The sequence below is a fragment of the Thermosipho ferrireducens genome, assembly GCF_017358165.1.
Classification (GTDB): domain Bacteria; phylum Thermotogota; class Thermotogae; order Thermotogales; family Fervidobacteriaceae; genus Thermosipho_B; species Thermosipho_B ferrireducens.
This window is the reverse complement of sequence record NZ_CP071446.1, coordinates 995,883-1,017,042: the sequence shown is the minus strand read 5'-3', so window position 1 is coordinate 1,017,042 and position 21,160 is coordinate 995,883. Positions and strand designations below refer to the sequence as shown.

The window sequence follows — 21,160 nt, the reverse complement described above, 5'->3', positions numbered from 1 at the left end:
TTGAAAAAGCTTACACCCGAAAAGCTGATGTTTTGTTTTATGAAAGGGACAGAAAATCTTTTAATGCACAAAGATGAAATAAATGCATTAAATGTTTTCCCCGTACCCGATGGGGATACAGGTTCTAACATGTCAGCTACAATGCTGGAAGGATGTAAATATTTAGAATCACTTGAGACAAAAGATATGAGTTCCATATTAGATGCGATAAAAAATGGAACCCTTATGGGTGCCAGAGGAAACTCAGGAGTCATACTTTCGCAAATTTTCAGGGGCTTTTGCGACTCGTTAAAAGGAAAAAAACAGATTTCTATTTCAGAATTTTCGCATGCTATAAAATCTGCTAAAGAAGTTGCTTATGGAGCAGTTATGAAACCCGTAGAAGGGACAATTTTAACGGCAGTTAGGTACCTGGCTGAAAATGTTGAATTGTTAAACAGTCAACCTGATTATGAAAGTCTTTTTGAAAAAATGGTAGAAATTTTGAAAAAAGCTGTCCATGACACCCCAACTATGTTAAAAAAATTGCGAGATGCTGGAGTAGTAGATGCCGGAGCGAAAGGATTTTATTATATAATAGAAGGTTTTTATAAATACATAAAAGGGGATACAACTATCGACCTCGACATAAAAACTACAGCAAAACCTGTTGAAGAAATTCAGATGATACCTGAGGATCTTACCTATCAATATTGTACAGAACTTGTTGTAAAATCTTATGGAGAAGTCGAAAATAACACTGTAGAAGAAATCAGAGACTTTTTACACAGGATAGGAAATTCTGTTGTATTTTTTGTCCAGGATAATATCTTCAAACTTCATGTACATACGAATAACCCGGGAAATGTTATAGAAAAACTTATTACTTTTGGTGAACTTGTAAAAGTAAAAATAGACAATATGAAACTTCAACATGAGCATTTCGTTTCCACGGATTTAAAAGAGGAACTCCAGAAAAAGAAAAATGGATTAGTTGCAGTGTCTCCCAGTGAAGGAATATCAAAAATTTTCACAGACTTTGGAGTTGATTCCATAGTAATTGGTGGTCAAACAATGAATCCAAGTACAGCAGATATAAAAATAGCTGTTGAAGCAGTCAATGCTGAAAACATTTATGTATTTCCAAATAATTCAAATATCATACTTGCAGCTCAGCAGGTAGCAAAAAGTATAGAAGACAAAAATGTTCACGTAATACCAACAAAAAACGTTCAACAATGTGTCGCTGCACTGATAAGATATATTCCTGAGGAAGATAGTGATATACTTATAAAAACTTTTGAAGAAGCAATTAAAGAAATAATAACAATATCTATAACCCGCGCTGTTAGGGATGCAAAACTCAACGGAGAAAAAATCAAAAAGAACGAGTACCTGGTATTTCTCGACAACAAACTTTCAAGTCACAATCTTGATTTCAAAGCTGCTTTGCTAAAAACATTCGAAAAGATTGGAGACATATCAGAGCGTGAAATTATAACAGTATTTGTCGGAAAAGACGCTACTCCAATAGAAAACAATATATTAAGAAAGATTATTGATGAACAATACAATCACTTAGAACTTGAAACATACGAAGGCGGACAACCTCATTATCCTTTTCTTATAATGATAGAATGAGGAGGTATAAAATTGAAGGAGATTTTAAAAGTTTCAAGAGTTGACGAACAATATATATACCTTGAGAAAGATTTATCAGCTTGTGGAAGCTGTCAACTTTCTGGAAGTTGTAGTGTAAAAAGTAAAAGTGAAATAAAAGTTAAAAAAAGTTCAGATGTTCAAGTTACCCCAGGGGATGAAGTGGTTGTTGATATAAAACTGCGCGGTGCAGCAGTTGCGTTTTTTCTCTACGGATTACCAATTATTGCTTTAATCACTGGAATGGGTATTGGTTATCTCTTTTCTTTAAACGACATTGAAAGTTTCGGGATAGGTTTTATTTTCATGTCTCTGGCTTTTGTCCAAAATTATTTTTTAGAAAAGAAGTATTCTCCTGAGATCATAGAAGTAAAAAAAGATTAGAAAGGGGAAGAGGGGGGAAGCTGTGCTTCATTCTTTCAAAAAAGGAACTCCAGAAAAAGGTTGGGTCGTTTTAATTCATGGACTGGGTGAACATATTGGAAGATACGAAAAATTAGTTTCCAATTTAGTAAATAGAAACTTTGGTGTAATAGGTTTTGACCTTCCCGGACATGGTAAAAGTCCCGGGAAGAGGGGTCATACATCAATTGAAAAAGTTTTAAAGATAATAGATGAACTTACAGACACAATCGATAAGTTTTTTATATTTGGCCATAGTCTTGGGGGATTAATTGCTATTAGATATGCGCAGGAAAACAATAATAAAATACGTGGGCTCATTGCTTCTTCGCCTGCGCTACATATAAAAACCACTTCATTAAAAAAATTCCTTTCAAACGTTCTGGACTTGTTTGTACCATCTATTACTATGTCAAACGGAATTGACCCTGAATTATTATCAAGAAACAAAGAAGCTGTTGAAAACTATTTGTCTGATGAATTGGTACACGACAGGATTAGCGTTAGGTTAGGGAAAAGTTTGCTCAAAAATATAAAGCTTGCTCATGAAAAAGTAGGATTAATTTTTACTCCAACTCTTTTACTTGTTGGAACTAAAGACAGAATAACCCCTATAACAGGAAGTATACTATTTTATAATGATCTTCAAGTAATGGATAAGAAAATTATTCGGTTTGATGGAGGATTTCACGAACTTTTCGAAGATCCCGAACATGGTGAAGAGTTTTACAATATTATATACAATTGGTTAGAAGAACATGCAGAAAAGAGGTGACACTTTTGATATTCAAAACAAAGTTTGGAGAAATAGATCTTCAAGAAAATGAAATCATAACATTTCCAAATGGATTACCAGGATTTGATAACCTAAGAAAGTTTGCAATAATTTCTTTTGAAAATACTTCTCCTATACTGTGGCTCGTATCTTTAGAAGACTCAAACATTACATTACCTATTGTGGATCCATGGATTTTTTTAAAAGATTATGAATTTGAAATTTCTGAAGAAGATATAAAAGAATTACAAATAAATTCTGAAGAAGACATAGCTATCTGGGCTGTTCTTACTATTCCAAAAGGAAAACCAAAAGAAACCACAATAAATCTTTTAGCACCTATTGTAATAAATATAAAAAAAGGAATCGGCAAACAGATCATACTCAATACGGAAAAATATACTATAAAGCATCATTTGAGAGAACTTGTTAGAAGTCAGCAGAAGAGGTGACGCATGTGCTTGTACTGTCAAGAAAAATAGGGGAAAGTATAATTGTTGGAAATAACATAGAAATTGTAGTAATAAGGATTGATGGAAACACAGTCAAACTGGGTATCAATGCTCCCAGAACTATAAAAGTTTATAGAAAAGAAATATATGATCAACTTCTTGAAGAAAACAGAAAAGCTATTGAATTCGATTTAAAAGACATATCGGAGGTGACCAAATTTGATAATAAACGATAAAATTGTTCACGATACGGCAATGCTCGCAAGAATTAAAATAGATGATGTAGAATTATTTAAAAGAGAAATGCAAAAAATTGTGGATTACTTTGAAATTCTATCGGAACTGGATGTTTCTGACGAAACTCCTATGTACAATCCTATAGAAACTCCCACTACTTTGAGAGGGAATGATGTGATATGTTTTGAAAACACAGAAAAAATTATTCAAAACTTTCCTGAAAAAGAAGAAAGATTTATTAAAATCCCAGGAATCCACAAATAACTCAACAAGGTTCTCTTGGAAATCAGCCGAAAATGCTGCAATATCTTTTTTGAAAAGAAAAGGATATAAAATATTATCCAGAAATTTCAGGACTAAATTTGGCGAAATAGATATTATCGCGTTAGACGATGATACTTTAGTTTTTATAGAAGTAAAATCGGGAAATAGCGACAAAGTAGATCCTTTTGAAAGAATAACCAATCAAAAAATATCAAAAATAGAAAGAGTGGCAGAGTTTTATATGAACTATAACAGAAATTTTGTTTATTCCAGAACCAGAATAGATGCTATAAAAGTTCATAAGAATAAAATCTTTCACCAAAAAGGAATTACAGATCTTTGATTTTCAAGGAGGATTTTCAATGAAAATAATAGCTAAAAATAAAAAAGCATACACAGATTATCACTTGCTTGAAACTTATGAAGCAGGTATTGAATTAAAAGGTACAGAAGTTAAATCTTTACGAGAAGCAGGGGCAAATTTCAAAGACAGTTTTTGTAGAATCAAAAATGGAGAAATTTTTTTGCTAAATTTAAACATACCACCGTATAAAAGTGGAAATATATTTAATCACGATCCAGAAAGACCCCGAAAACTTTTATTACACAAAAAAGAAATTCATAGATTAATGGGCAAAGTAAAAGAACAGGGATTAACGATAATACCGACAAAAATCTATTTCAATAATCGAAATCTTGCAAAAGTAGAAATTGCCGTAGCTAAAGGTAAAAAATTGTACGACAAACGCGAAGAAATCAAGAAAAAAGAAATAAACAAAAGAATGAAAGAATATTTAAAAAAGAAAAGATAGGAGGGAAATTTCATGACAATTCTCGACAAAATTGAAGCGAAAATCAATGAATACAGGAAAAACTATGCTCCAAAGGAATTTTCAACAGAAAATGTGGATGTTGCAAAATATATTGAACACACTAATCTCAAACCAACCGCTACCGAAGAAGATATCAAAAAATTATGCGAGGAAGCTATAAAATATTCTTTCAGAGGTGTATGTGTAAATCCATCTTTTGTAAGCTTAGTAAAAAATATATTAAATGGAACGGATGTAAAAATAGTTACAGTAGTGGGATTTCCATTGGGAAGCACACTTTCAGAGGTAAAAGTTCAGGAAACTTCATCGGTGGTACTGGCAGGCGCCGATGAAGTAGACATGGTGTTACACATTGGACATCTCAAAGCTAAAAATTACGATTACGTCTATGAAGAAATCAAAAAAGTTGTTAATGCAGCAAATGTACCTGTCAAAGTTATAATTGAAACATGTTATTTAACAACCGAAGAAAAAATAGCAGCCTGTGTTATATCAAAAGAAGCTGGTGCCGCTTTTGTTAAGACATCTACAGGTTTCGGTACTGCTGGTGCAAAAGTTGAAGACATTCAATTAATGAGGTGGTGCGTGGGAGACAACATGGGAGTAAAGGCTTCAGGAGGTGTTAAAAGTTATCAGGACGCACTTAATATGATCAAGGCAGGGGCTAACAGTATAGGAACGAGTTCTGGTGTTCAAATAATCAAGGGGTGATAGATTGAAAGTCCTCGGACTGATTTTAGCCGGTGGTAAAAGTGAAAGATTGGGAAAACTCGTTTATAAAAGAGCAAGTGCTGCTGTTCCTATTGCCGGGAAATACCGTGCAATTGATTTTACTCTTAGCAATATGGTTAACTCTGACATAATAAAAGTAGGAGTTCTAACTCAGTATAATCCAAGAAGTCTTATGGATCATCTTGGTTCGGGGAAAGAGTGGAACCTGGACAGAAAAAAAGGTGGGTTATATATTCTTCAACCGTATCTGGGGTTGACTGGAGAATATTGGTATAAAGGCACTGCTGATGCCATTTTTCAAAATATGTCAGTTTTAAAAAGAAGTGAAGAAGATTACGTTCTTATAGGATCAGGAGATCATATTTATAAAATGATCTACAACAATTTGTATATGTTCCACTTTCAAAAATCTGCCGACGTAACGCTTCTGACAAAAAATCTGGATGAAAGCTATAATATGTCAGATTATGGAAGTGTAATAGTTGACAAGGACATGCGAATAATTGACATTCGTGAAAAAGTTAAAAACCCTCCTTCAAACAGAGCTTTTCTGGGGGTATACTTTATAAACAAACATCTTTTAATGGAACTCTTGTATTCTTCTGTTCCAGCAGGTGGGAATGATCTGCTTCTTGATATCATAATACCAAGACTTAAAGAACTTAGAGTTTTTGCATATGATTTTAACGGCTATTGGAGAAATATAAAAAAAGGAATAAACGAATATTTTAAAACAAACATGGAAATACTCCTGAATAAAGAAATTAGAAGGGAGCTTTTTTATAGACATGGAAAAGTATACACAAAATTAAAAGATTATCCACCGGCTAAATTCACTTCTACCTCCAAAATAAAAAATTCAATAATAGCAGACGGTTGTATTGTATCTGGAACTGTTGAAAACTCAATTCTTTTTCGAGGGGTTGTTGTAAAAGCAGGTGCTTGCATAGAAAACTCAATAATAATGCAGGATTCAATTGTTGAAGAAGGAGCAGTAGTTAGAAATGCAATTTTAGATAAAAACTGCATTATCAGATCAGAACAAAAACTCATAGGCGATTTTGAACCTGTAGTTATGGAAAAAAGAATGGTACTTTAGGAGTGATTTAAATGAGAAATATAGTTGCACTTATACTTGCCGGTGGTCAGGGAACACGCCTGGGCGTTTTAACAGATAAAATAGCAAAACCCGCCGTGCAGTTTGGTGGTAAATATAGATTAATTGATTTCACACTAAGCAACTGTGTCAACTCAGGTATCTACAAAGTTGGGGTTCTAACACAATATAAACCCCATCTTCTCAATAAACACATTGGTATTGGAAAACCATGGGATCTCGACCGTAAAGACGGTGGAGTTACGATCCTTCAGCCTTTTTTCACTGAAAAACAAAAAGTGTGGTTCAACGGTACAGCAGATGCTGTTTATCAAAATATAGAATTTGTAGATGAATACGATCCAGAATATATTCTGGTGCTTTCTGGTGATCATGTTTATTCCATGGATTATAACGAACTTATAGATTTTAATATATCTAAAGGTGGTGTAGCAACAGTCGCTTGCATAGAAGTACCTTTAAATGAAGCCAGCAGATTTGGAATAATGGTTACGGATCTGGAAGACAGAATAATAGAATTTCAAGAAAAACCTGAAAAACCAAAATCAACACTTGCTTCACTTGGAATTTATGTATTCCAGTGGGATTTTATCAAACAGGTTTTAATTGAGGATGCCAGAAATCCGGAAAGTTCACATGATTTTGGAAAAAATATAATTCCAAAAATTATAGAAACCAACAAAGTTTTTGCCTTTCCTTTTGAAGGATACTGGAAAGACGTAGGAACTATAAAATCCTATTGGGAAGCCAATTTAGAATTAACAAGACCAATACCACCCTTTAATATTTACGATAAAAATTGGAGAATATATACACACTCAGAAGAAATGCCCCCTGCATATATATCTAACGATACTTACATTAGAAATTCAATAATAAGTGAGGGTTGTGAAATTTACGGACAAGTTGAAAACTCTGTTCTTTCTCAGGGAGTGGAAGTAGGAAAAAATACCATAATAAAAAATTCTGTAATAATGACAAAGGTAAAAATCGGAAACAATTGTTACATTGAAAATACCATAGTCGCAGAAAACTGTGTGATAGAAGACAATGTCAAAATAGGTGTCGGAGATTTCTCAAAAAGCAAACTTGACAACAAAATTTATAATTCAGAAATTACTGTGATAGGAATGGATAGTGTTATAAAACAAAACGTAACCATAGGGAAAAATTGTGTGGTTGGTGTAGAAAAAACAATAACCAATAATACTAAGATACCATCAGGTGGATACTTTTAACCATTCTAAGGAGGTTATTCAAGAGTGGATTTATACTTTGTGAAAGTGAAGGGAAGAAGCAAAGCAACTGCTGAAGAGTTCATAGGATATTTCTTCGGAAAAGCAAACAATGCTCCGGAATATGATTTTATAATAGTTCCCATGAGGTTCTCTGAACATCTGGATTCTTTTACTATGGAAGAAAATATCATCGAATTTCGAGAAAAACTCGAAAAACTAAAAAAAGACCTTTTAGAAGAGGAAACTGTAGTATCTGATCTTACATTATCCTTCAACACATTTTTAAATACCATGATGAACAAACGTGGCAAACTTGCACTTGGCATAGAATTTACAACGGCAGTAAAAGAAAATGATGAAGGTGTTCTTGAACTCATTATCTCCAACCTCATAGAAGATTGGTCTCCAAAAGCTGAGTTGAAAATAGCTTTTGATGGTATAAGTCTGGAGGAATATTCCGCACTAACCGTTTTAGAAATGAAAGGAGACTTTGAGGATGAAGAGATAGCAAAAATTTACAAACGACCAGACTTAGAAAACATTCCGGAATTTTTCCCGGTAATTGATCCAATCAACGGAGTTTCCATAACCAAGTTTGATATAGAAGATATATTATATGTCGTACCTGTAGATATAAGTTCAACGGAAGAAAAATTAAAGGAAGTATATCCTAACAATTTTTCAGGTTCGAAAATCAAACCTTTCCCTGGAAAGATCATAGGAAAAGAAATCATAAAAACGAAAAAAGGAAATCTCTTTTTAATAAAAATCGACCTTGGAGAAAATATAATCGGAAAGTTTGTCGTAAGCCCAAGCCTAAAATTACTACATGATGAAACTTTACTAAAAAGCTCAAAAAGAGTTGAAGAAATTAAAACCCATGGAAAAATTAAAGTTATACGCCCTTCTCATTCCCCTGTATTTACCGGTTCAGAACTCCTTATAGCATTCCTGACTACTATGTTTTTTGCTGGTTTCCTGATTATAATATTATACATACTTAAAATTCTTTAGTTACAAACGAGGTGTAAAAATGAGAATAACAAAAATAAACAAAAACAACATAAAAATGTGTGCAGAACTAATTTATAAAGAAAAGAAAAATTATTATGATTATCTTTTCAAAAATGCAAGTTTTGTTTTAGAAAAAGCTCTTTCTTTAAACATTCCGCCATTTTTATCAGAAAACTCTATAGTGCTGGAAAACGAGGATGGAGAAGTTCTGGGGATACTCCTTTACGCCACTAAAGAAGCGTTTAGACATCGATACGAAAGGTGGTTCAGAATTCTTGGTCTAAAAGTTTTAGGTACTGGTATAAAATTAGCATCAGTTATTGGTCAAATTCTTATAGATTTTAGCACAGATGATGTATATATAATATCACTTGTAGGAAAAACCCCTGACATTACAGCTGAATTATTATACATACTTATAAGACAGTTTGAGTTCTCAAGAATCATAACAGACATACTTGAAGAAGAAGTAGAAAAATACAAAAATTTAGGATTCATTTTAAGTGGAAAACCAAATAAAATTATGACAAGAATGTTTAGAACAACACGCTATAGAACAATTAGTGGAATAGGCTGGGATACACATCCCACAACAAAAAACAAAAAACTCTTTTTAGGTGGTGTTCAGATACCTGCGGATTTTGGTCTCGAAGGTCACTCAGACGCAGATGTAATAATTCATAGCATAATAGATTCGATAGTTGGCGTTTCTTTACAGAAAGACATAGGTGAATTATTCCCAAAATCTGTTACACCAAAAGGCTTCAGCAGTAAAAAGATGTTACTCGATGTGTTACGCTTAGTAAAAGAAAAAGGCTTTTTTCCAATAAATGTAGATTGTGTTATTATTTCAGGTTTTATGCTCGGTAAATTTAGAACACAGATATCAGAAAGCTTAACTTCCATTTTAAAATGTCCGGTAAGTCTTAAATTCAAAACTGGAAATAATATATACCCGGAATCAGAAGGAAAGTGCATCACAGCTTTTTGCGTAACTGACATGATATCAATATAGTCAGACTAAACCAAGCATTCATGTGCAGGGAGGACCTGAATTACTTTAGTTATATGATAACTCAGAGTTGGATTGATTTGCAAATTTTTCTACTACATTATACACGAGGAGGGATTTTGTGAAAAAAATTCTGGTATTACTTATAGTAAGCATTCTTTTTCTAACATTAGTAAACGCAGAAACTTACACTATCAGAATAGGGGACACTATTCTTGGTACATCTATTGTCAATAAGATTTCTCCAGAAAGTTACCATGTAACTACAACTATAGATTACGGTATAGTTTACACAGTAGAATCCACAACTACATACAACGGAGAATTCTTCAAAAATTATCTGGTAACTTTTACAGTAGATGGTACTGTAACCGCTAAAATATCTGGACAATACGATGGTACAGAAGCATTATTTGTTTTCGAAACGCCTCAAAGTTCAAAAACATTTAAGTTGACTAAAAAAAATCTAATTATACTTGATAATAATTTTATGATTCCACATTATGAAAAACTTCTTGAAACTCCGTCGCCTATTTTTGAAATAGTAATTCCTCAAGCCCTTTTTAACCCAGGAAAAACAAAAGACGCAGTAGGAATCGCAACCCTGAAAAAACTTGATGATTCTTTTCAACTTTTATACAAAAACGAAAAAGTTAATATTGAAAAAGATGAATCTGGAATTGTAAAAATGGAATTTCCGGGTTTTGTGACTGTGGAGAGGAGTTTAAGATGAAAACTTCCGAACTACTTAAACTTTATGGAATAAAATTAAATAAAAATCTGGGGCAAAATTTTTTGAGTAACATTTCAGTTGCCGAAAAAATAGTAAATATTGCAAACGTAAAAGACGATGATGTTATTTTAGAAATAGGAGCAGGAGCTGGAACGCTCACAGAAGCGCTCTTGAAAACGGGAGCATTTGTATATGCTGTGGAAATTGACTTACAATTAAAAGATGTCCTTTACAGGCTTAAACACTATAAAAATTTACACCTCATATTTGATGATATTTTAAAACTGGACCTTTCATTTTTACCAGAAAATTTCAGGTGTATTTCCAATATTCCATACTCTATAACTGGACATGTTATAAAAAAAATATTATTTTCAAATTTTTTTGATGCATATTTAATGGTTCAAAAAGAAGTAGGGGAAAGATTGCTTTCTAAACCTGGAGATTCAAATAGAGGCTTTTTAACTGTAGTTGTTCAAAGTATCTGTGAAATCAAAAAAGTTCTTAATGTCTCAAAAAGTAACTTCGTTCCAAATCCGGAAATCGACAGTAGTGTTATTTTCTTTAAAAAAAAGAAAGAAAGCCTTAAAAACGAAAACCTTGAACTTTATTGGCAATTTGTTTCTAATTGTTTTAGACAAAAAAGAAAAACTTTAAGAAATAACCTGAAAACGTTTTTGAACAAAGAACAAATTGAACTCCTTGAAAAAGAAATAGATTTAACGAAAAGACCGGAAGATATCAGCGAAAGAGATTTTCTAAAAATGTGGAAAATCGTGTACAAAAAGCCCCTATAAAGGGGCTTAGATTTTAAAAAATAGGAGGGAGTTTTGTGAAAATTCTTTTTCTTGGTACCCCTGAATTTGCAGCAGAACACTTAAAATACTTATTAGAAAAAAAATACAATGTGGTAGGTGTAATATCACAACCGGATAAACCAAGAGGCCGTGGGAAAAAACTGGAGCCAACGCCGGTAAAAACAATTGCTCAAAGATTTAAAATCCCTGTATTTCAACCAAAATCCCTTTCAAAAGAAGGGATAAAAATAATCGATGAAACAAAACCAGACATAGGCATTGTTGTTGCTTACGGTAAACTTTTAAAACAACCATTTTTAGACCAGATACCTTTTTATAATATTCATGCATCACTCTTACCAAAATATCGTGGAGCCGCTCCTATTCAAAGAGCTTTAGAAAATGGCGAAAACAAAACAGGTATAACTATTTTCAAAATAGGAGAAGGAATGGACAATGGACCAATTGCATTAAAAAAAGAAACAAAAATTGGAATGTACGAAACATACGGAGAACTTTATGAAAAACTTATCATTATTGGAAAAGAACTGCTTATAGAGTTTTTAGAAAAATACCCTTTAAAATTAACTCCTCAAGATGAACATCTTGCCACTTATGCTCCTAAAATATCAAAAAGCGACTTAAAAATAGATTTTCACAATAGTTTTGAAAAAGTGAAAAACAAAATCAGGGCTTATGATCCATTCCCGGGAGCTCAAACATTTATTCATGGAAAAAATGTAAAAGTTTTTCATGTTTTTTACCACGCACCTGAAAAATTACAATTTGCTCCAGGAAAGATTATAAATATATCAAAAGAAGGAGCTACTATCTGTTGTAATGATGGAATTATAAAAGTTAAATATATCCAATTTCCAGGGAAAAAGAAAATAACATTCTTTGAAGCTAAAAACGGAAAATTAATAAAGGAAGGTGACATATTTGAATCTTGAAGTAAATATCATTGGAGCTGGTTTAGCTGGGGTGGAAGTAGCCTGGCAACTATCTAAATACAACAATATTGAAATTAAACTTTTTGAGCAAAAACCTGTAAAATTTTCACCGGTTCACAGTTCTGAAAATTTCGCAGAACTTGTATGCAGCAATTCGTTAAAATCTGAAAAGTTAGAAAATGCAGAAGGCGTTTTAAAAGCTGAAATGGAAATGCTGGATTCTTTAGTAATAAAATGCGCTAAAAAAACAAGAATCCCAGCTGGTAAAGCCTTAGCTGTTGATAGAAAATTATTTTCAGAATGCATAACAAATAAAATAAAACTCTTACCAAACGTTGAAATCATTAGAAAAGAGATTACAGAAATCGACTTATCCAATCCCAGCAAAATATGGGTTATCGCTACAGGTCCTACTACCGATGGAAAATTAGCAGAATGGCTCTCTAAAATAACCAATGGTTTTCTAAATTTTTTCGACGCTGTATCCCCTATAATTTCTGCAGAAAGCATAAACTATGACATTTGCTTCTTTGGCGATAGGTATGGAGTCGGAACAGGTGATTATATAAATTGCCCCTTAACAAAAAAGGAATACGAGAGATTTTATAATGCTCTTATATCTTCTCAAATTGTAAAAATAGAGGGGTTTGATAGAAAGCTTTTGTTCGAAAGATGTCAACCAATAGAGGAAATTGCAAAGACTGGGATAGATTCACTTAGATACGGACCAATGAAACCAGTGGGAATAACAGACCCTAAAAGTGGTAAGAAACCGTACGCAGTTGTTCAACTAAGAAAAGAAAATGAAGAAGGAACAATGTACAATATAGTTGGATTCCAAACAAGGCTCAAATGGAAAGAACAATCCAGAATCATTAAAATGATCCCGGGACTTGAGAATGCTGAGATTTTACGCTATGGTGTAATGCATAGAAACACCTATATCGATTCACCACACGTTTTAGACAAATTTTTGAGACACAAAAAATACAAAAACCTTTTCTTTGCAGGACAAATTACAGGGGTAGAAGGATACGCAGAATCAGCAGCAACAGGCATTTATGTTGGAATAAACATACGAAGAATTTTAACAGGTGAAAAAATGTTACCTTTTCCAAAAAAGACCATGATTGGCGCATTGTTAGATTACATAACATCTGCAAAAGAATTAAAACCCATGTATGCTAATTTTGGCCTTCTTCCTCTGGAAAAAATTATAAAAAACAAAAATGATAGAAGAAAATATTTGTCTAATCGTTGCCTGGAGATAATGAGAAACTTTGTGAAAAATGAACTTTGTATATAAACATTCAAATTTTCTGAATTATCATTCCTATAACTATTTCTGTACCTTTACAGAAACTTTTTCTTTGTTAACTTATGTTTGTATGTTAAAATTGTGAGAGAAACAAAAGTCAGGAGTGGAAAAACATGAAATATTCCCTGCTTGGTTTTGGGCTTAGTAATAAAGAAATTCTTAAGTATCTTTTGGGAAAAAAAGTAGAAATTTTCGTCAGCGAAGCGAAAAAATTAAAAGATTCAGATAGAAAATTTTTAATAAAACATGGAATCGACTTTGAAGAGCTGGGACACACCAATAAAGTGTTAAATGCAGATATTATTTTGGTAAGTCCAGGGATTATATACAACCATCCAATAATTGAAAATGCATTAAAAGAAAACATTAAAATCTCTACAGAATTGTCTTTCTGTATCAATGAACTAAAAAATACAGGTTGGTCACCGAAAATCATAGCAGTAACTGGCTCTGTAGGTAAGAGCACAACTGTTTCTATAATTAATCATGTTCTATTAAAGCAAACATCTTCTACTATAGGAGGTAATATTGGAATACCTGTTTCAACACTTTTGAATAACAACATAAGAACAGAATACCTTGTATTAGAAGTAAGTAGTTTTCAACTTTACTGGTCAGATTATTTCAAGCCAGATGTCGCTGCCATTTTAAATATATACCCGAATCATCTAAATTGGCATCCCGATATGGAACATTATGTAATGTCAAAGTTCAAAATTACTGCTTTTCAGAATAGAAATGACATATTTGTTTACAACGCATATGATCCTGAAATTTTCAAAAAATTATCAATTGTTAAAGCAAAAAAAATTCCATTCTATCCTGAACTTGAATTCTCCAACTTACCTCCTCATTTACGTTACAAACAAAACATAGAAAATATCACTGCTGCAAAGGTAATAATAGAAAGTATTGGGTTCAAATTTAACATAGACTATTTAAAAGACTTTAAGAATCTTCCGCACCGTATGGAGTATGTTTCGGAAATTAACGGTATAAAATTTTTTAATGATTCTAAAGCAACAAACGCCGCTGCAGTTATAAAAGCTATAGAAAATTTTGATGAAAATCTTCTTTTAATACTTGCTGGCGTAGGTAAAAATGAAGACTACACCGAACTCGTTAATACAATTAAAAACCATGCAAAATTCGTAACTATTGTTGGTCCCATTGCAAAAAATTTGAAACCCTATCTGGAGAACATTGGAATATTTTATAAAGAATTCCCCGATATAGAAAAAGCTGTAAATTTTTGTTTTCAAAACGCTCAAAAAGGTGACGTAATACTTTTAAGCCCTGCTGGCGCAAGTTTTGATGCTTACAAAAATTTTGAGGAACGAGGAGCCCATTTTAAAAAAATTGTTGAAAGTCTTAAGGAGGCGGAATTTTGAAAAACATTAAAAATATATGCATTATCGCACATATAGATCACGGGAAAACTACTCTCAGTGACAGAATTCTGGAAATCACAGGTGCAATAGAACCTCGTAAAATGCGTGAGCAATACTTAGATAGTATGGATATAGAAAGGGAAAGAGGTATAACCATAAAATCACATCCACTTCGTGTTTTTTATAAATCAAAGAAGGGAGAGTTGTACGAAATAAATATAGTGGATACACCTGGACACGTGGACTTCACTTACGAAGTCGACCGAAGTATGGCTGCAGTCGAAGGTGCTATCCTCCTTGTTGATGCCACACAAGGTGTGCAGGCACAGACAGTTGCAAATACATATAAAGCTCTGGAACATGACCTTGAAATTATTCCAGTGATTAATAAAATAGATCTTCCAAATGCAAACATAGAAGAGACAGAATCAGAGATAGAAGATCTTATAGGAATTCCAAGAGATGAAATCCATAAAATTAGCGCAAAAGAAGGAACTGGCGTAGAAGAACTTCTCGAACTAATTTTAGAAAAAATACCTGCACCAACAGGTAACGAATCAAATAAACTTAAAGCACTAATATTTGATGCAAAATATGATAAATATAGGGGAGTTATTATATATGTCCGCGTTTTTGATGGAATTGTAAAACCTGGAGACAAAATAATGATTTTTTCAAATCGCCAGACATACGAAGTAAGTGAAGTTGGCGCCTTTACTCCTGAAATGACTCCTACCAAATCTCTCAAAGCTGGAGATATAGGATACATAATAGCAGGAATAAAAGAAGTTTCTCTCGCACGTGTTGGTGATACTATAACAAGTGCGATTGAACCAATTGAAACACCACTACCAGGTTATCAGGAGATAAAACCAATGGTTTATGCAGGAATGTACCCAGGTGTACCTGAATATTACGAAGAACTCAGAAAGGCTCTGGAAAAACTCAAACTCAACGACTCAGCATTAGTTTATAAGCCTGATCATTCTCCAGCGCTGGGATTTGGATTTCGCTGCGGTTTTTTAGGGTTATTACATATGGATGTTGTAAAAGAAAGACTAACAAGAGAATTTGATATGACAGTAATACTAACTGCTCCTAATGTTGAATATAAAATTATCTTGAAAGATGGAACTGAAATTTTAATAAATGATCCCGCCAAGTTTCCAGAAGAAGGTGAAATTCAGGAAATCTATGAACCATATATAAAACTTTCAATTATAACCCCGCCAGAATACATAGGAAAACTTATGAATCTTGTCCAGACTGAAAGACGCGGTGTTATGATTTCCACGGAAAACGCCGGGCATGAAAGAGTCGTATTAATTTTTGAAGTTCCTCTTGCAGAAATCGTTTTCGATTTCTTTGATAGGATGAAAGCCGTAAGTCGAGGATACGCTTCAATGGATTATGAATTCATAGGATACAGAAAAAGCGATCTCGTAAAGGTCGCCGTACTGGTCAACAAAGAACCTGTAGATGCTCTTTCTATCATTGCCCACAAAAGCAAAGCTTATACAGTTGCCCGTAAACTTGTTGATAAACTTGCCGAACTAATCCCACAACATCAGTTTGAAATTCCTATTCAGGCAAAAGCCGGAGGAAGAATTATTGCGCGTTCCACCATAAAGGCCCTAAGAAAAGATGTACTTGCTAAATGTTACGGTGGTGATGTTACAAGAAAAATGAAACTTCTTGAAAAACAAAAAGAAGGTAAAAAACGCATGAGAGAAATTGGACGAGTGAGTATTCCTCAAGAAGCTTTTCTCGCTATGTTAAGAATAGGAGATGAAGACAATTGATACGTTTTTATACACTTTCTATATGCATAATGTTAACATATCTTCTAACAGCTCAGGTTTATTTCACAGAATATGGTCCTTTAACTAATTTAATAGTTTCCTTTATTGAAAGCTCGAAAAAATTTCTCTATATATCCTCATATAGTATTTCTGAACCAGATGTTATTAACGCCATAAAAAGCGCCATTAAAAAAGATGTAGATGTAAAAATAATCTCTGAAAAGCCTGTACCAGAACTTGGAAAGTTTGTAAAAATAGATATGGAAAAAAGTTTGCACCATGCAAAATTTATGGTCAACGAAAATGGCATTCTGTTTGGCTCAGCTAATTTCACAGAAAGTGGTTTGATAACAGGGTTTAATGATATCCTGGTTATGAGTAAATACCAGCAAAATCTTAAAAACTTTTTCGAAAGTCTATGGTTTGAAAAAGAAACAGTACTACCTTTTCCATTTATTGTAACAAGTGCGAATAATATGGAAAATTACATTTTAACTGAAATATCAAAAGCAAAAAAAAGAATACTTCTTGCAGTTTATGCATTTACAAATCCCAAAATCTACACATTACTTAAGTACAAAGAATCTTCAGGGTTAGATGTGAAAATAGTTACCGACAAATGGTTTAAAAACTCACCACTGGAAAAGTTCCCTAATGGAAACGTTAAAATAATTTCAAATCCAATGCTTCACCATAAATTTATAATTATAGATGATAAAATCATTGTTGGCTCAGCTAATTACACTATAAGTGGTTTAACAAGGAACCTTGAAATAATTTACAAAACAAATAACTACTTAAACGAATATCTAAAGATTTTCCAATTTTTGTGGAGGTACAATAATGGAAACGATAGTATTGAAAATTAATCCAGCACATGACTTTGACATAACTATTCCATGTGAAATCCTAAAAACCGGGGGATTAGTTGCTTTTCCAACTGAAACTGTCTATGGATTGGGAGCCACCATTTATGAACAAAAAGCAATCTCAAAAATTTTTACAGTAAAAGGTCGACCACAAGATAATCCATTAATAATACATGTGGGAAATATTAACCAATTAGAAAAAGTCGGGTTTCTTGAAAAAAAATATCGAAAAATCGTGGAAAAATTAACCCCGGGTCCTATCACTTTTGTGGTAAAAAGAAAAGAAATTGTACCTGACATCGCAACTGCCGGATTGCCAACTGTTGGCATTAGAATTCCAGCTCATCCTGTCGCTCAGAAACTCTGCTTATGTGCAGGGCCAATTGCTGCACCAAGTGCAAATATTTCTGGAAAACCAAGCCCAACTGATGGTAAAGCTGTAATAGAAGATTTGATGAACAAAATAGAATGTATCATAGACTCCGGTGAAACTCCTTTTGGAATAGAATCATCTATTATAGACATTTCAAAAGATAAACCAATATTACTTCGACCAGGTCCAATAACTATAGAAACATTGAAAGAATTGTTCGACGATCTTGAAGTACCCGAATTTGTAAAAAAAGCTAAAAGCGTAACAACCCCAGAAGCACCTGGTATGAAATACAGACACTATGCCCCAGAAAAACCGCTATATTTAATAGAAAACGAGAAAGATATTATTGACAAAATAAATGACTTAAACGCTGTTGTCATCTGTCCAGAAGAACATGCACACTTATATCCAAAAAATAAAGTAGTAATTCTGGGGTCATTAAAAAAACCATATACAATTGCCCAAAATCTTTTTAAAACACTGCGAAAAATAGATAAGCTGGATTGTGATTTAGCATTTGTCGAAGCATTTGAAGAACGTGGTATACTATTTTCTGTAATGAATCGATTAAAAAAAGCAGCTAAAAAATGGGGGTGAACGAATGATTGATTCGTTTAAACAGGACTGGCATTCTACAACTGTAGTATGTGTCAGAAGAAATGGAAAAGTAGCTATGATTTCTGATGGACAGGTAACATACGGTAACACCATTTTAAAAGGAAATGCAAAAAAGGTTAGAAAAATGGGAGACGGAAAAGTTTTAGCTGGATTTGCAGGTTCAGTTGCTGATGCTATGGCTCTTTTTGATAGATTTGAAGCAAAATACAGAGAGTGGGGCGGAAATCTCCTGAAAGCTGCCGTGGAACTTGCCAAAGATTGGAGAATGGATAAAATATTGAGAAGATTAGAAGCGCTACTGTTAGTAGCTGACAGAGAATACACTTTTATAATTTCAGGAACTGGTGAGGTTATTCAACCAGAAGATGATATAGCCGCAATAGGCTCCGGTTCTCCATATGCTCTGGCTGCTGGAAGAGCATTACTTAGATACACCGATTTAGACGCAAAAACATTAGCTCTTGAATCAATAAAAATTGCAAGTGAAATCTGCATATATACCAATAACAATTTTACGATCGAGGAGTTATAAATGGTTGTGGGATTTATAAAGATAAAGATTCGTATATTTGGCATAAATTCTTTGAAAGAAAAACGTTCGCTCGTAAAAAGAATTTTAAATAGTGTTAGATCACATTTCAACGTTTCGGCTATCGAAGGTGATATGCAGGATTCAAAACAGTACATTTGCCTGGGAATTTCTATGGTCAATCTAAATTATGATTTAATTTATAATACCATGGAAAAAATCGAGAATTTTCTGGAAACCCAATACACAGTAGAAGACGTTATAAGGGAGGTATATGGGTGATTGAAATACCAATAGCAAAAATAGAAAAAATAAAAAATTATGCCCAAATTATGGTTTCCAAAAAACGAATGCCACATGTTATTGGTACCGTTAAGTTTGCCACTACACTTGCAAGAATTCACGGATTTAACGAAAATGTAGCGGAGTTTATGGGTTATGCGCACGATCTGTTTAGAGAGGTTGATTGGTCTAAACTTTTAAAAATAGCAAAAATTTATGGAATAAAAACAAACATTCAGGATAAAGTTCGACCAGTTTTATTACATGGAAAGATAGCAGCGCTCTTTATTAAAAAAAGATTCAAAATAGAAGAGGAAGATATCCTGTCTGGAATATCTTATCATACCTCAGGGTATAAAGATTTTGGAACTTACGGAAAAATTCTTTTTTTAGCAGATTCGCTGGAAGAAACTCGAATATATCCTAAAATAGACGAACTAAGACTGCTCGCTTACAAAGACCTGGACATGGCCTTCTATGAAGTTTTGAGAAACAAAATTTCTTACGCTGTTTCAAGGGATCTCTTAGTATTACCGGAAACCGTTGAAGCCTGGAATGAGTCAGTAATAAAAAGAAATATGTAAAGGAGGTTTTTTATGAGAAGAAGAAAAAGAAAAGATACTAAAGGACTGTGGATAGTATTAGCTATTGTGATAGCAGGTATACTCATTGGGGCGGGAGTTTTTAAAGTGTATTCTGTAAAAAATTCTCCCGAATTCAACGCTTCTTTTATTTCCCATTATTTGCTCGTAAACAAAGACATCGGATATTTTATAAGAATCGATGGTGACAAACGTGTAGTTTACATTGTAAAAATCAAAGAATACACTTACGATCCAACAACCAACCATTCTATAGACATAAACAGCCCTTTATCTGCTTTAAATCTTTTACAGTCATTATTAGATATACAAAGCTCGTATAATTACTACGTCATTCTAAACGATACTGGTTTTAATACATTAACAGATTCTTTGAATATTTCCACAAACAATCTTAACGATTTTTTCAGGATACTTTCCAAAAGAGGGTTAAAATACACAGACTATTTCAAGTTTAACGGAATAATAAAAGCGTTAAGACCCGATACCACTTTAACAGCTCCAGCTCTTGCAAAGTTACTCTATGCTTTCAGAAATTACAACATTAGAAACTATGATTTACCAACATTAACAGAGAAACCTGTAAAAATCACTGTAGGGCAAAAGACTTACGAAAGAATCTACATAGATGTAGAAGCAATAGATAGTCTAAAGAATGCATTTAGGAGGTAAGAATATGCAAAACAATAACTATAAAATATCTTTTTTCATAGTTATAATAAACCTGGTTCTGTTATCTTCTTTAACAGCTTTTGGATTTGACCTTTCAGTGAACTGGAACTGGAACATTTCACAGGATACATCTTATAAAAGCTTTTTTGGTGCAGCCTTTTTTATTTCTCTAAACGATTCTAAAAATACAGACTTTGGAATATCTCTGGAATATCTTAATATTGAAACAGCTACTGAAACAGGTTTTATTGGTTTTTCCTCATATGGCAAATATTACACGGAAACATCATTTGGAACATTCTCAATATACGGTAAGGGAGGGGGAATATTTCCGTTAAATTTTGACTTTTCCTCTACAGGATATCTTGTTTCCGCAGGTGCAAGATATTATGTAACAAACTTTTTTATCGGCTTTAACTACTCAGTTTTGTATCTTTACAACGATATTAAATTAGATATCATTCCTATAGAAATAGGAATTCATTTTTAGCAAGGAGGATCAAA

At 33.1% G+C, this 21,160-nt stretch carries 26 protein-coding genes; all 26 read left to right on the top strand.

Features of this window, described 5'->3' with window-relative positions; translation table 11 throughout:
- The 26 genes from JYK00_RS05050 (at position 1) to JYK00_RS04925 (ending at position 21,146) form a co-directional block, all read left to right on the top strand.
- Entirely contained in the window at positions 1 to 1,620 is a 1,620-nt protein-coding gene (locus JYK00_RS05050; protein ID WP_228288110.1) for a DAK2 domain-containing protein, read from the top strand.
- 12 nt (positions 1,621 to 1,632) lie between these two features.
- A complete protein-coding gene (locus JYK00_RS05045) occupies positions 1,633 to 2,022 on the top strand; it encodes a SoxR reducing system RseC family protein (RefSeq protein ID WP_207565846.1) in 390 nt (129 codons plus the stop codon).
- A gap of 22 nt (positions 2,023 to 2,044) precedes the next feature.
- Positions 2,045 to 2,815, top strand: coding sequence for an alpha/beta hydrolase (locus JYK00_RS05040; RefSeq protein WP_207565845.1), 771 nt, complete (start codon positions 2,045 to 2,047; stop codon positions 2,813 to 2,815).
- Positions 2,816 to 2,820: 5 nt separating this feature from the next.
- Positions 2,821 to 3,267, top strand: coding sequence for a flagellar assembly protein FliW (fliW, locus tag JYK00_RS05035; protein ID WP_207565844.1), 447 nt, complete (start codon positions 2,821 to 2,823; stop codon positions 3,265 to 3,267).
- Positions 3,268 to 3,272: 5 nt separating this feature from the next.
- Positions 3,273 to 3,503: a carbon storage regulator CsrA gene (gene csrA, locus JYK00_RS05030; RefSeq protein ID WP_207565843.1), complete on the top strand. Its 231-nt coding sequence runs from the start codon at positions 3,273 to 3,275 to the stop codon at positions 3,501 to 3,503.
- A complete protein-coding gene (gene gatC, locus JYK00_RS05025) occupies positions 3,487 to 3,768 on the top strand; it encodes an Asp-tRNA(Asn)/Glu-tRNA(Gln) amidotransferase subunit GatC (protein WP_207565842.1) in 282 nt (93 codons plus the stop codon). Before csrA ends, gatC begins: the two co-directional genes overlap by 17 nt.
- Positions 3,722 to 4,111, top strand: coding sequence for a YraN family protein (locus JYK00_RS05020; RefSeq protein WP_207567634.1), 390 nt, complete (start codon positions 3,722 to 3,724; stop codon positions 4,109 to 4,111). Before gatC ends, JYK00_RS05020 begins: the two co-directional genes overlap by 47 nt.
- A 19-nt stretch (positions 4,112 to 4,130) precedes the next feature.
- Positions 4,131 to 4,580 (top strand): SsrA-binding protein SmpB, encoded by a 450-nt coding sequence (gene smpB, locus JYK00_RS05015; RefSeq protein WP_207565841.1) that lies wholly within the window; start codon positions 4,131 to 4,133, stop codon positions 4,578 to 4,580.
- A gap of 12 nt (positions 4,581 to 4,592) precedes the next feature.
- Positions 4,593 to 5,312, top strand: coding sequence for a deoxyribose-phosphate aldolase (gene deoC, locus JYK00_RS05010; RefSeq protein ID WP_207565840.1), 720 nt, complete (start codon positions 4,593 to 4,595; stop codon positions 5,310 to 5,312).
- A 4-nt stretch (positions 5,313 to 5,316) separates the two neighbouring features.
- Complete coding sequence (gene glgD / locus JYK00_RS05005) at positions 5,317 to 6,432, top strand: glucose-1-phosphate adenylyltransferase subunit GlgD (RefSeq protein WP_207565839.1); 1,116 nt, start codon at positions 5,317 to 5,319, stop codon at positions 6,430 to 6,432.
- A gap of 11 nt (positions 6,433 to 6,443) precedes the next feature.
- On the top strand, positions 6,444 to 7,688 hold the full coding sequence (locus JYK00_RS05000) for a glucose-1-phosphate adenylyltransferase (protein ID WP_207565838.1): 1,245 nt from the start codon (positions 6,444 to 6,446) through the stop codon (positions 7,686 to 7,688).
- 24 nt (positions 7,689 to 7,712) lie between these two features.
- On the top strand, positions 7,713 to 8,702 hold the full coding sequence (locus JYK00_RS04995) for a DUF4899 domain-containing protein (protein ID WP_207565837.1): 990 nt from the start codon (positions 7,713 to 7,715) through the stop codon (positions 8,700 to 8,702).
- Between the two features lie 19 nt (positions 8,703 to 8,721).
- Positions 8,722 to 9,717 carry a 2-C-methyl-D-erythritol 2,4-cyclodiphosphate synthase gene (locus JYK00_RS04990; RefSeq protein WP_207565836.1) on the top strand — a complete coding sequence of 332 codons (996 nt, stop codon included), beginning with the start codon at positions 8,722 to 8,724 and terminating at the stop codon, positions 9,715 to 9,717.
- A 118-nt stretch (positions 9,718 to 9,835) separates the two neighbouring features.
- Positions 9,836 to 10,447 carry a hypothetical protein gene (locus JYK00_RS04985; RefSeq protein WP_207565835.1) on the top strand — a complete coding sequence of 204 codons (612 nt, stop codon included), beginning with the start codon at positions 9,836 to 9,838 and terminating at the stop codon, positions 10,445 to 10,447.
- The gene (gene rsmA / locus JYK00_RS04980) at positions 10,444 to 11,244 is read left to right on the top strand and encodes a 16S rRNA (adenine(1518)-N(6)/adenine(1519)-N(6))-dimethyltransferase RsmA (protein ID WP_207565834.1); all 801 of its coding nucleotides are present in this window, start codon (positions 10,444 to 10,446) and stop codon (positions 11,242 to 11,244) included. Before JYK00_RS04985 ends, rsmA begins: the two co-directional genes overlap by 4 nt.
- 35 nt (positions 11,245 to 11,279) lie before the next feature.
- Positions 11,280 to 12,197 carry a methionyl-tRNA formyltransferase gene (gene fmt, locus JYK00_RS04975; protein ID WP_207565833.1) on the top strand — a complete coding sequence of 306 codons (918 nt, stop codon included), beginning with the start codon at positions 11,280 to 11,282 and terminating at the stop codon, positions 12,195 to 12,197.
- Positions 12,187 to 13,503 (top strand): methylenetetrahydrofolate--tRNA-(uracil(54)-C(5))-methyltransferase (FADH(2)-oxidizing) TrmFO, encoded by a 1,317-nt coding sequence (gene trmFO, locus JYK00_RS04970; protein WP_207565832.1) that lies wholly within the window; start codon positions 12,187 to 12,189, stop codon positions 13,501 to 13,503. The genes fmt and trmFO overlap by 11 nt, the downstream gene beginning before the upstream one ends.
- Before the next feature lie 125 nt (positions 13,504 to 13,628).
- Complete coding sequence (murD, locus tag JYK00_RS04965; protein WP_207565831.1) at positions 13,629 to 14,906, top strand: UDP-N-acetylmuramoyl-L-alanine--D-glutamate ligase; 1,278 nt, start codon at positions 13,629 to 13,631, stop codon at positions 14,904 to 14,906.
- Positions 14,903 to 16,708, top strand: coding sequence for a translation elongation factor 4 (lepA, locus tag JYK00_RS04960; protein ID WP_207565830.1), 1,806 nt, complete (start codon positions 14,903 to 14,905; stop codon positions 16,706 to 16,708). Before murD ends, lepA begins: the two co-directional genes overlap by 4 nt.
- A complete protein-coding gene (locus tag JYK00_RS04955; protein WP_207565829.1) occupies positions 16,705 to 17,577 on the top strand; it encodes a phospholipase D-like domain-containing protein in 873 nt (290 codons plus the stop codon). Before lepA ends, JYK00_RS04955 begins: the two co-directional genes overlap by 4 nt.
- The gene (locus JYK00_RS04950; RefSeq protein ID WP_207565828.1) at positions 17,552 to 18,550 is read left to right on the top strand and encodes an L-threonylcarbamoyladenylate synthase; all 999 of its coding nucleotides are present in this window, start codon (positions 17,552 to 17,554) and stop codon (positions 18,548 to 18,550) included. Before JYK00_RS04955 ends, JYK00_RS04950 begins: the two co-directional genes overlap by 26 nt.
- A gap of 4 nt (positions 18,551 to 18,554) precedes the next feature.
- Positions 18,555 to 19,103, top strand: a complete 549-nt coding sequence (hslV, locus tag JYK00_RS04945; protein WP_207565827.1) for an ATP-dependent protease subunit HslV — start codon at positions 18,555 to 18,557, stop codon at positions 19,101 to 19,103.
- Positions 19,104 to 19,382 (top strand): DUF503 domain-containing protein, encoded by a 279-nt coding sequence (locus JYK00_RS04940; protein WP_207565826.1) that lies wholly within the window; start codon positions 19,104 to 19,106, stop codon positions 19,380 to 19,382.
- Positions 19,379 to 19,966 (top strand): bis(5'-nucleosyl)-tetraphosphatase (symmetrical) YqeK, encoded by a 588-nt coding sequence (gene yqeK / locus JYK00_RS04935; RefSeq protein ID WP_228288109.1) that lies wholly within the window; start codon positions 19,379 to 19,381, stop codon positions 19,964 to 19,966. The genes JYK00_RS04940 and yqeK overlap by 4 nt, the downstream gene beginning before the upstream one ends.
- A gap of 12 nt (positions 19,967 to 19,978) precedes the next feature.
- Entirely contained in the window at positions 19,979 to 20,656 is a 678-nt protein-coding gene (locus JYK00_RS04930) for a hypothetical protein (protein WP_207565825.1), read from the top strand.
- 4 nt (positions 20,657 to 20,660) lie between these two features.
- Entirely contained in the window at positions 20,661 to 21,146 is a 486-nt protein-coding gene (locus JYK00_RS04925) for a hypothetical protein (RefSeq protein ID WP_207565824.1), read from the top strand.
- The last annotated feature ends 14 nt before the right edge of the window (positions 21,147 to 21,160 follow it).